Here is an 11,011-nt window from a genome sequence, read left to right as displayed (position 1 = left end):
CTCACGGCCCGATATCGATCGCCTTCGCCTCCACCTTGCGCGCCGCGTTCGGCGTGAAGCCCAGCCGCTCGGCGACCGGATCGTTCCAGCCATAGGCGTCGGTCCGGAACGCGACGCGCCCGGCATCGTCGACGAACACGGTGTGGTAGAGCAACCGCACGGGGATCCGCGTCGGGATCTGCACGAACTGCGTCTCGCCGGACGCCTGCGCCACATACCATTCGGAGCCGATCCCCTGATCCTCGGCGATCATCTGCGCGAAGCCCTGCGCATCCTCCACCCGCACGCAGCCATGGCTCAGGTGACGCTGGCTGCGGCCGAACAGCGCGGGAGTGGACGTGTCGTGCAGGTAGATCGCCTGGTCGTTCGCCATGTCGAACTTGACGAGGCCGAGCGCGTTGTCCGGCCCCGGCTGCTGCACGATCCAGCCGTCCTTCAGCACCATGTTGTGCGCCGCGAGATAGGCGTCGTCGGTGTTCGCCATCTCGCCGTTCTGGATCGATTTCGGCACGGTCCAGGTCGGGTTGGCGACCAGCCGGAAGATCGGCGACGCGAGCGGCGGCGTCTCGTGCCCCGGCTCGCCGACGATCACCTTGCGCTCGTCCGCCAGCGTGCCGTCGCGGTAGTAGCGCAGCTGCGCCGCCGCGGTGTTGACGTCGATCCGCGTGTCCGGCGTGGTGCGCGACAACCAGCGCCGCCGTTCCAGCGCCACCGCGATGGCGCGCGCCCGGTCGCCGGGGCCGAGGTTCAGCACCTTCAGCGTGTCCGGCCCGACGACACCGTCCGACGCGATCCCGTAATCGTCCTGCAACGCCTTCAACGCATCGGCCATCGCCTGCGTGTAGCGCACCGGTCCGGTCGGCGCGGCCGCCGTCGCGGGCGTGAAATAGCCATTCTCGGTCAACTGTTCGACCACCGCCGCGACGCGCGCATCGCGGTCGCCGACCCGAATCAGTCCCGCCGCGATCGGCTGCCCGGCGGGCGCGACCGACGCCCTGGCACGGAACGTCAGGTAGGACGCGGACAACTGGCGATACTCGTCGTCCTGCGGCGCGAGACCGTCGAACCAGGCGGCGAGCCGGTCGGCCGCGATCGCACTCGCCAGCCCGGCGGCAAGGTCTGCCTTTGCCTTGGGCAGCGTGTAAACCGCATGCAGCGTGGCCGGATCGACGCGTCCGTAGGCAAGCGCCGCGGCATAAGCGAGTGTCGCCTCGGTCCGCGCGATGTCCGCCGCCACCGGTGACGCATCCGGCATCGGGTCCGGCAGGAACGCCACGCGGTCGAGCCCGTGCCGCCCGCGATCCTCCAGCACGCGGTCGAACGCCGCGATCAGCCCGGGCGTCCAGATCGTCCGCCAGCCCACCTTGGCATAGACGTTCGCCACGATCGGACCGGTGACCGCGGTCTTGGCGACCGGGATGCTGTCGGTCGAAGGCGTCTGCGCCATGCCGCCGTGCGGGATCGAGATCGCGGCCAGCGCCGCCAGAACCATAGGCAGCGTCCGCCCTGCATGGGTGCGTCGCACCCGCATCGTCTTCAACTTCATGCCATCGCAACGTCCCGGCGGTGCGATCGTCGCAATTTTGGCCCGAAATCTTCGCAAGTCGCGTTGTCCGTTCTTGATGGTCGTGACGTTCGTGGTCTGCGGACGAGGGGTGTGCAATGCGCAATATCGATTTCAGTTCGTGGCAGAGCGTGCTCGCGACCTTGTTCGGGCTGGTGCTGGTCACGCTGATCGGCGTCGGCATCCGGCTGGTCACGATGATGACGATCCAGCAGCGCCGCGAGCGGTTGAACCGCCAGATCAACGAACGGCTGCGCACGCTGATCGCCGCGTACAAGACGCTGGGCGGATCTTTCACCGGCAACCTGACGGTCGACCCCGCGCATCTGCGCGACCCGCGCCGCCAGGGCGAAGCGACCGAGGCGACCGCGATCGACCTAACCGTTGCCGGGACTGGCGCCGCCGGGTCGGACCGGACGCGTCGGATCCGCGATGCGGTGGAGGCCGCGCTGTCCGACATCATTCTGCTCGGCACCGATGCGCATGTGCAGCTTGCCGCGACGGCCGCGCAGGAACTGGTCGCCGGGCGGCCGGTGCCGACGCACGACCTCGTCGTGTCGCTGCGCGATTTCATCCGCGCGGCGCTCGATCTCGACCCCGTGCCGGCCGGGCTGGTGTTGCCGCCGCAGGGTCCGGCGCGGCCGTCGGGGTCGGGCGGGCGCGGGGGTGGCGACCGGTCCGGTGGCGGGTCCGGCCGTGGCGGCGGGGGAGGCGGTGGCGGCATGGGCGGCGGTGGGATGATGGGCGGCGGCGATGTCCAGACCGACCCGCCCCCCTAGAAAACGACGCGGGACAACCTGTCCCGATGACAGCGCTCCGTGAACCGCGTAGCGCGTCGCACGTGTCCGCACTCCGCAGCCTCATCCTGGCGCATCGCCATATCGCCGTGCTGATCTGCATGGCGGCGCTGGCGCTGAAGCTGATCGTGCCGGCCGGCTACATGGTCGCCAGCCAGAACGGGCGCGTCACCATCACGCTGTGTTCGGGCGTCGCGCCGGCCGCGATGCCGGCAATGCACGGCGACATGGCGGATCACGAGAAACCCGGCGACCACGGCCAGACCGAAATGCCCTGCGCCTTCACGGCGCTGAGCGCCCATGCGCTGGGCGGGATCGATCCGATCGTCCTGCTGGCGGCGATCGCGTTCGTCATGGCGGCGGCCCTGCGCCCCGTCCGAACGCCGGTCCGGGCCGGCACGCCCTACCTCCGCCCGCCGCAGCGCGGACCGCCCGCGACCGCCTGACCCCCACGCTACGCAGTGCGCCCGGTCCCGGTTGGGGCCGTGCGCCGTCGCTCATGGTGGGCAGTCCCCAGGGATCGCCGCCGGTCGAAGGTCTTACCGATGTTTCGCTTGACGCTGACCGCGTGGGTGGTGGCTGTTGCCGCCGCCGCGCCCTCATTCGCACAAACCGCCATTTCACCCACGCCGTCGCCCGGTGTCACGGACGGCGACACCCGTTTCACCATCGGCGACATCGTCGTCACCGCCACCAACATGGCGCGCGCCGCCGGCACCGTGCTGACTTCGGTCGACGTGCTGGGCGGCGACATCGCGCAGCGCCAGTCGGTCGACAATGCGTGGGAGCTGTTCGCGCGGCTGCCCGGCGTCGTGCTGACCGATTTCAACCAGGGCACCACGTCGGGCCGCTTCTCGATCCGCGGTTTCAACGGGGAGGGGGAGATCAACGCGGTCAAGCTGCTGATCGACGGGGTGCCGACCAACGACAATGCCGGCGGCATGACCGGGATCGACATGATCGCCCCGCTCGACATCGCCGGGATCGAGCTGGTGCGCGGCACGTCCGACCCGCGCTGGGGGCTGCACAACATCGCCGGCAATGCGAACATCCTGACCCGGATCGGCGGGACCTATCTGGACGCGCGCGCCATCGTCGGCGCGTTCGAGACCTATGACGGGCAGGTCTCGGCCGGTTACGAACGCGGCGGGTTCAGCCAGAACTACCTCGTCAGCTATCGCCGGACGGACGGCTACCGCGACCATGCCGATCTCGAACGGCTGAACCTGGCGGGCAAGTGGTTCTACGATTTCGGCGCCACCCGGATCGGCGCGATCGTCCGGCGGTCGACCGCGACCGCGCAGGAACCGGGCTACCTGACCGATGTGGACGCCTATACCGACCGGCGCACATCCTATCCGCTGTCCGAGACGGACGGCGGCCGGCGGCGGATCGGGCAGTACAGCCTGCACCTCGATTCCGACCTTGCCGAGACGCTGGCGCTGAGTGCGAAGGGCTATGCCAACAGCCTGTATGACGACCGCTACGTCCGCTATTCCGCCACCGTCGCGCAGCAGCGCCGGCTGGCCGACGAATGGCAATATGGCGGCACGATCGCGCTGCATTATCACCCGCCGATCGCCGGGCTGCACAGCCTGATGATCGAGGCGGGCGGCGACGTGCAGGTGCAGGACAATCAGAGCTCGCGCTGGACCACCGACCGCCGCGTCCTCGTCCGCCGGACGCGTGACCAGGCGTTCGACCTGACGGTCTACGGCGGCTACCTCCAGGCGGTGATCGAGCCGACCGGCTGGCTGACGATCACGCCGGCGTGGCGGATCGACCGGGTGGAGGGAGACTTCCACGACCGGTTGTCCGCGGTCACCGCGCCGATCAACGATTACGGGACGATCAGCCAGCCCAAGCTGAGCGTCGCGGTCGTGCCCACGCCTGGGCTCACGCTCTACGGCAATTACGGCCGGACGTTCCAGATCGGGGCGGGCTCGGGCGCTTATCTCGTGCCGCCGCGGGTGGCCGATGTCGCCGCATCGATCAACGAGGGGTATGAGGGCGGCTTCAAGCTGACCCGCGGCCGCTGGCTGGAGGCGCGCGTGGCGCTGTGGCAGCAAACCGCGAGCGGCGAGCTGAAGCGCCGCCTGAACGATCCGTCGGGTGATTTCGACAATCTCGGGCGGACCCGGCGGCGCGGCGTCGACGTGCAGATCGACGTGAAGCCGGTTCGCGGCGTGGCACTCTGGGCCAGCTGGTCGCGCCAGTCCGCGCGGATCGTGACGCCCGATCCGGCCACCCCGTCGCAGGCCGGCAACCGGATCGATCATGTGCCGGGCAACGTGTTCAGCGGCGGGATCGACCTCGATCCGGCGGCGCGCGTCCGGCTGTCGCTGTGGGGCAACGGGCAGTCGAGCTACGAACTCGACCCCGCCAATTCGCAGGGCCGCTTCGGCGACTATGTCGTGCTGAATGCGGAGCTGGCCTACACGCTGACGCCGCAGGTCACGCTGTCGGCGCAGGTCAAGAACCTGGCCAATGATCGCTACGAATATGTCTGGTATGACGGGACGCAGCGGCTCCACGCGCCGGCCGATCCGCGCTCGCTGCTCGCGACCGTCCGGGTCGGGTTCCGGTGAGTGCGACCCGCGCGCCGCTGCGCGTCACGGTGCGGCGCATCCACCTCTGGCTCGGGCTGACCATCGGCACGCTGTTCGTGTTCGCGGGGCTGACGGGCAGCGCGCTGGTCTTCTATCCGGAGATCGACGCGGCGCTGAACCCGGCGTTGCGCGCAGTGCCGGGCGATGCGCGCCCGCCATCGTGGCAGGCGGTGGTCGATACGCTGCACCGCGACCATCCGACCCGCACCGGGGCCTGGCGGATCGAGGTGACCGAGGCGGGCGGCGCGATCCCGGCGCGTTACTACAAGCCGAAGGAGACCGCCGGCCGCGCGTTCGCGCCGTTGCTCGTCTGGATCGATCCCGTCGCGATGCGGACGATCCGCACCGGTTTCTGGGGCGATACGGTCGTGACCTGGCTCTACGACCTGCATTACCGGCTGCTGCTGGAGGAGCCGGGCGGGATCGCGATGGGGATCGCTGGGCTCGTCATGCTGCTGCTGATCGTGAGCGGGTTGTGGGCGTGGTGGCCGCGGCCGGGGGGCTGGTGGCGCGCACTGCGGTTTAAGCGCGACGCCGCGCCGATCCGCCGGCTGTACGACTGGCACAAGCTGAACGGGCTGGTCGGGCTCGTCCTGCTGCTCGTCGTCACCGCGACGGGGGCGATGCTCGACCTGCCCGATCAGACGCGTGCGGTGGTCGCGCTGGCCTCGCCGATCACACCCGCGGCGCGCCCGACCGTTGCGGCGGGGCAGGGCGCGGTCCCGATCGACCGGCTGGTCGCGATCGCGCAGGCGCGGTTCCCGGACGCGGCGCTCGCCTGGATCGAGACGCCCGCCGGCGCGACCGGCACGGTGCGGATCAACCTGTCGCGCCCCGGCGAACCCAGTCGGCGCTTCCCGCGCACCAACGTCTGGCTCGATCCGCATGACGGGCGGATCGTGGCGGTGCGGGACGGGCTGGCGGGTAGCGGCGGCGATACCGTCCTGAACTGGCTGCACCCGCTGCACGGCGGCGAGGCGTTCGGCCTGACAGGGCGCGTGCTCGCCTTCGTCGCGGGGTTGCTGCCGGCGATCCTGTTCTACACCGGGTTGCGGCGCTGGCTCCGGCGGCGGAGCCAGTCCGTCAGAGCGTCGTCGCGTACAGCGTGTGATGCGCCAGGATGAACAGGGTCCGCCCGTCCGCCCCGCCGATCACGAGTTGCAGCGGGCGCTCCGGCACGTCGATCCGCCGGGTGAGCGTGCCGTCCGGCGCGTAGACGAACACCTGTCCGTTTGCGACATACAGGTTGCCGGCTGCATCGCGCGCCACGCTTTCGCCGCCACGGTCCGCCGCGATCTTCAGGTCCGTCACGCGCCCGCCGTCGCCGACCAGCCCGCTATAGGTCCGGTTCTCCGACGCATTGGTCAGGAACACGCGCGACCCGACCGGCGCGCCGACGAAGCCGTGCGCGTCGAGCGTATCGGACCAGCGCCAGCCCTGATGATCGTCAGGCCCCTGGTTCCACACGCGGAACGCCGGCAGGACCAGCGACCCGTCCGGCGAGACATATTCCTGCGGCTTCGCCTCGCCCAGCCCGCGGGTGAAGAAGTCGGCCAGCGTCGGGAAACGGTAGGTCACCGGATCGATCCGGTCCGCGAATTCGCCGTTCGCCCAGACGTTGACCGGCAGTAACGTCGCGGCGCCGCGTCGCGCGCGCACCGGTGTCGGCGGAATGACGCGCACGTCGGCCGGCTTGGCCGGGTCGATGCTGTACACCGTCCCGTCGCGCCCGGCCGAGGACAGCACGAGCAGGTCGCCCGAGCGTGCAACGGCCAGGTTGACCGGGTCGAGCGTCGCGTCGCTGACGATCGACAGCCCCTCCGCGTCCGTCCAGCCATGGATGCGCTGGAACTGCCGGTCGATGAAGTACAGCTTGCCCTTCGCGTCGGTCGCCGCACCGGCGATCGAATAGAAGCCGCCGGCCAGCTTCCGCACGCCGGGCGTCACCGGGATGGCGGGGGCCTGCGCCGCCTGTGCGGGGGCGGGCGGCACGTCGAGGCTGGCGAATTCGCGCTCGCGAACCTCCTGCTGCCGGGTCATGTCCTTGATCGCGTTTTCGAACGGGAACTTGCTCGCGCGGACATAGGTGCCGCAGCCCTTGGCGTCGCAGCTGGCGAACGCGCTTTCGGCGTTCACATGGACGTTGCGAAACCGGATGTTGCCCGAATTATACAGCTTCACCGCCGCATCCATCGGCTTGGCGGACCGCGTGACGCGGTAGCCATGATAGTTGGCGAACAGGATGTTGCGCGAATTGCGGAACTCGGTCGAAATCGCGTCGATCCCGTCGCGGACTTCCTGTTCGGTCTGCGGGGCGAGGAAATCCCAGTTCTCGACGTTATCGAGCACGATCTCCGCCCGGTAATGATGTTCGGCCGACAGTTCGTAGACATGGCCCGGCGTCTTGGTGTTCGACACGTAGAACCCGGCGGACGCCAGCGTGTTCGGGGACCAGACCGCCGCGAACGTGCCGCCGCCGCCGTCGGTGACCCAGATGCTGGGATGCTGCCCGTCGAACCGCGCCTTCGGGTTGCCGAAGCCGATCGGGCTCCCCTTGGTCAGCACCGTGCCGCCGCCACCCTGGATCTTCACGTCGTTGACCATCGACGCAGCACCCGCGCGCCAGATCAGCGCGCTCGCCCGCGGGTTGACGCCGCCGGTCCACAGGCCGACGCCGTGGACGATCGCGTTGCCGCCGCGCGCGGACTCGATCAGTCCCTTGGCCGCGCCGACGCCCATGAAGGCGGGCGTTTCGTCGGGCAGGTAGATGTGCGTCAGGCTGGGGTGCAGCGCGATCAGTACGCTGTCCGGCCGCAGCCGCAGCGTGTCCGACACGCGGTACCGCCCCATCGGCAGGTACAGCACGCGGTGCGTATCGATCGCGCGCTGGAACGCGGCGGTATCGTCCGTCGTGTCATCGCCCTTCACGCCGAAATCGCGGACATTGGCCCAGGTCGCGACCGGCGGCAGCGCGCGGATCGCGGGGGCGGGGCGGGCGGGCATGCGGCCGAGCGGCGCCATCTTCACATCGGTCGCGAACGCCCCGATCGTGCCGAGCGCGGGCAGTTTCAGTCCGTACGAGAAGTCGCTCACCCGGTATTGCCGGCCCTGACCAGCCACGGTGCGTCCGCTGTCGCGGAACCGCGCGAACGTCGGCGTCCCGGTCGCCACCGCATTGTCGAACCCGATCTGCGTCAGGACATTGTTTTCGTTCGAGATTAGCACGCCAGCCTGCGCGACATTCTCGAACCGGACGTTCTTGCCCCAGAGCGAGTCGGAATAGCCGTTGTCGATCTCGATCCCGACCGGCGTGTTGCGGATCGCGACGTTGACCAGTGTGAGCCCAAGCTCATGTTCGCGGATCGCGGCGTCGCGCTGCCCGTCGAACGTCGAATCGATCAGCGTGAACTGCCAGGCGGGCGACGTCTTTTCGGAGATGATGCCGTAGCGCCCGCCGTGGAAGTTCAGGTCCTCAAACTCGTTGCCCGCCTGGTATACGCCGGCCAGCCCCGATCCGGTGTGGAAATCGATGTGGCGCAGATAGCCGTGCTGCGCGACGCGGAACCGCACCGCGACCGCGCCGGCATTGCGCTCGCCGATCGCGAAATCGACGTTGGACAGCGTGGAGTAGAAGGTGCTCGACGTCGCGTCGAAGATCGACGGATCGAACGGCACGCTGGTGCGCGGCGGCACGGGCGCCTTGCCGACGCGGTACTGGTCTTCCCCGGTGAAGCTGACCATCGCCGCCACGCCGGATCCGTAGCCGGGCGTCCCGTCCGCCAGCAGGATCACCGGCCGCGTCTTGCCCACGCCGAACACCCGCACCGCCGTTTTGACGAAGATCGTCCGGGTGATGCGGTAGCGGCCGGACGGCAGGAACACGACGCCGCCATGGCCCCCCGCGGCGGCGGCATCGATCGCCTGCTGGATCGCGGCACTGTCGTCCGCACGCCCGTCGCCCACGCCGCGCACAGTGATCGCGCGCGGATCGGCCGGGGCCTGAAGGTAGACGGAGGTCGAGCCCGCCGTCGCAGCGAGGGCAGGGACAGGCAGCAGCAGCGCCGCGCCCGCAAGGCACCATGACTTCATCGATTCTCTCCCCCGAAATTCTATCGTGCAGGCGGTCGGCCCGTGCAGTCGCGCGGTCAGAGCGACAGCGACATCCGCTGCGCAGCGATCGCAGCCTGCGTCCGGTTGCGGACGTTCAGCTTGCGCATCAGCGTCGTCATGTGCGCCTTCACGGTCGCCTCGGCGATGCCCAGGTCGTAGGCGATCTGCTTGTTCAGCTGCCCCGAATGGACGCCGCGCAGCACCTTGATCTGGGTGGGCGTGAATTGCGTCGCCGGCCCGCCGTCCGCGTGCGCGGTTTCCGGCATCGGCGCGATCGCGCTGTGGGCGTTCCTCTCCATCGTCATCCTCTCGTCCCTTTTCCCTGTCCGGTCGCAGCCGTCAGACCGTTCCGTCAGCGCGACTCCGTGCCCCCGTCCGACATTCCGGTGATTCCGGATTCTGTTGGACAGATATCCATATGATCGCCTCTTTTGATGGCTCGGCAAGCCTTTTATGGTGTTATTCCCGAAATAGCTGTCCTACAGCGTTCACGTTAACGAGCAGGCGAATGCGCCGCGGGGGAGGACGAACATGACGGTCAGGACCGATCCCGTAGCGATGCCCGGATTTCGCCCGTGACCGGCGCCGACACCCGACTCGTCCTGGCGGCACTGGCCGGCATCATCCTGGCCGTCGTGATGATCGTGCGCGGTCGGCTGCACCCGTTCATCGGGCTGCTGTGCGGCGCGTTCACGGTCGGCATCCTCGCCGGCCTGCCGATCGGCGAGACGGCCAAGGCGGTGCAGAAGGGCGTCGGCGATATCATCGGCGGCACCGGCCTCGTCGTGGCGCTCGGCCTGTCGCTGGGCGCGATGCTGCACCTGTCGGGCGCGGCGGCGTCGCTCGCGACCGGCGCGCTGCGGCTCACCGGCGTACGCGCGGCACCGTGGGCGACGCTCGGGATCGCGATGGTCATCGGCCTGCCGTTGTTCTTCGAGACGGGACTCGTCCTGCTGCTGCCGATCGTGGTTGCGGCCGCCGACGCGATGCACCGTGACGAGGCGAGCGGCGCGGTGCGCGATGTGGGCAAGCTGCGGCTCATCATGCCCGCGCTCGCCGGGCTCGGCGTCGTCCATGCGCTGGTGCCGCCGCATCCCGGGCCGCTGCTCGCGGTCGAGGCGCTGGGCGCGAACCTCGGGCTCACGATGTTCTACGGTATCCTGATCGCGATCCCGACCGCGATCCTGGCGGGGCCGGTGCTGGCGCGGTTCGTGACGCCCGGCGTCCGGCTGGAACCGCTCGCCATCACCGAACCGACCGTCACGATCGCCCCGCCGGCGCGTGCCGTGTCGCTGCTCGTCGTGCTGCTGCCCGTGCTGCTGATCGCGACCGGCGAGCTGGGGCAGTTCGTGCCGGGGCTGAAGGGTGCGGCCGGGCTGGTCGCGGCGAGCAACCCGGTCGTGGCGCTGCTCGTCACCAACCTCGTGGCACTTCCCCTGCTGTTCGGGCGGCGGCTCAGCGAGGCGGCGATCCAGGATGCGGTCTGGCACGAAACGATGATCTCGGCCGGCGCGATCCTGCTCGCGATCGGCGCGGGCGGCGCGTTGAAGCAGGTGCTGGTCACCGCCGGCTTGTCCGATCTGCTCGCCCGTCTGGTGCTGATGCACGCGATCTCGCCGCTGCTGCTCGGCTGGCTGGTCGCGGTCTGCATCCGGCTGGCGGCGGGATCGGCGACGGTCGCGACGATCACCGCGGTCGGCGTGATGTCGGGCGTCGTCGCCGGGTCGGGCGTGTCGCCCGAACTGGTCGTGCTGGCGATCGGCGCGGGTTCGGTGTTCTTCAGCCACGTCAACGATCCGGGTTTCTGGCTGGTGAAAAGCTATGTCGGGACCAGCACGGCCGACACGTTCCGCACCTGGTCGATGCTGGAGACCGTCATCTCGGTCGCCGGCCTGGCGTTCGTGCTGCTGCTGAGCCTAGTCGTGTGAGCG

Annotated in this window: 8 protein-coding genes; 5 read left to right on the top strand and 3 right to left on the bottom strand. The window is 69.6% G+C overall.

The features are described from left to right. Nucleotide 1: 1 nt before the first annotated feature. Entirely contained in the window at nucleotides 2-1,546 is a 1,545-nt protein-coding gene (locus ACFSGX_RS08245) for a L,D-transpeptidase family protein (protein ID WP_380928997.1), read from the bottom strand. 116 nt (nucleotides 1,547-1,662) lie between these two features. Here ACFSGX_RS08245 and ACFSGX_RS08240 point away from each other — a divergent pair, with 116 nt between their 5' ends. The 4 genes from ACFSGX_RS08240 (at nucleotide 1,663) to ACFSGX_RS08225 (ending at nucleotide 6,094) form a co-directional block, all read left to right on the top strand. Beyond that, the gene (locus ACFSGX_RS08240; protein ID WP_380928995.1) at nucleotides 1,663-2,343 is read left to right on the top strand and encodes a hypothetical protein; all 681 of its coding nucleotides are present in this window, start codon (nucleotides 1,663-1,665) and stop codon (nucleotides 2,341-2,343) included. Between the two features lie 26 nt (nucleotides 2,344-2,369). Further along, nucleotides 2,370-2,807 (top strand): DUF2946 family protein, encoded by a 438-nt coding sequence (locus tag ACFSGX_RS08235; RefSeq protein ID WP_380928993.1) that lies wholly within the window; start codon nucleotides 2,370-2,372, stop codon nucleotides 2,805-2,807. Between the two features lie 99 nt (nucleotides 2,808-2,906). Then, nucleotides 2,907-4,949 (top strand): TonB-dependent receptor, encoded by a 2,043-nt coding sequence (locus ACFSGX_RS08230; RefSeq protein ID WP_380928991.1) that lies wholly within the window; start codon nucleotides 2,907-2,909, stop codon nucleotides 4,947-4,949. Then, complete coding sequence (locus tag ACFSGX_RS08225; protein WP_380928990.1) at nucleotides 4,946-6,094, top strand: PepSY-associated TM helix domain-containing protein; 1,149 nt, start codon at nucleotides 4,946-4,948, stop codon at nucleotides 6,092-6,094. The genes ACFSGX_RS08230 and ACFSGX_RS08225 overlap by 4 nt, the downstream gene beginning before the upstream one ends. Here the strand turns inward: ACFSGX_RS08225 and ACFSGX_RS08220 are convergent. Both ACFSGX_RS08220 and ACFSGX_RS08215 read right to left on the bottom strand, forming a co-directional pair. Then, the gene (locus ACFSGX_RS08220) at nucleotides 6,054-9,059 is read right to left on the bottom strand and encodes a glycosyl hydrolase family 28-related protein (protein WP_380928988.1); all 3,006 of its coding nucleotides are present in this window, start codon (nucleotides 9,057-9,059) and stop codon (nucleotides 6,054-6,056) included. The genes ACFSGX_RS08225 and ACFSGX_RS08220 overlap by 41 nt on opposite strands. Before the next feature lie 56 nt (nucleotides 9,060-9,115). Beyond that, complete coding sequence (locus ACFSGX_RS08215; protein ID WP_157177405.1) at nucleotides 9,116-9,346, bottom strand: response regulator transcription factor; 231 nt, start codon at nucleotides 9,344-9,346, stop codon at nucleotides 9,116-9,118. Between the two features lie 309 nt (nucleotides 9,347-9,655). On the opposite strand from ACFSGX_RS08215, the gene ACFSGX_RS08210 reads away from it, so the two are divergent. After that, entirely contained in the window at nucleotides 9,656-11,008 is a 1,353-nt protein-coding gene (locus ACFSGX_RS08210) for a GntT/GntP/DsdX family permease (RefSeq protein WP_380928986.1), read from the top strand. Nucleotides 11,009-11,011: the final 3 nt, after the last annotated feature.

The sequence above is a fragment of the Sphingomonas arantia genome, assembly GCF_042682045.1.
GTDB lineage: Bacteria > Pseudomonadota > Alphaproteobacteria > Sphingomonadales > Sphingomonadaceae > Sphingomonas_R > Sphingomonas_R arantia.
This window is presented reverse-complemented; position numbering and strand designations above follow the sequence as displayed.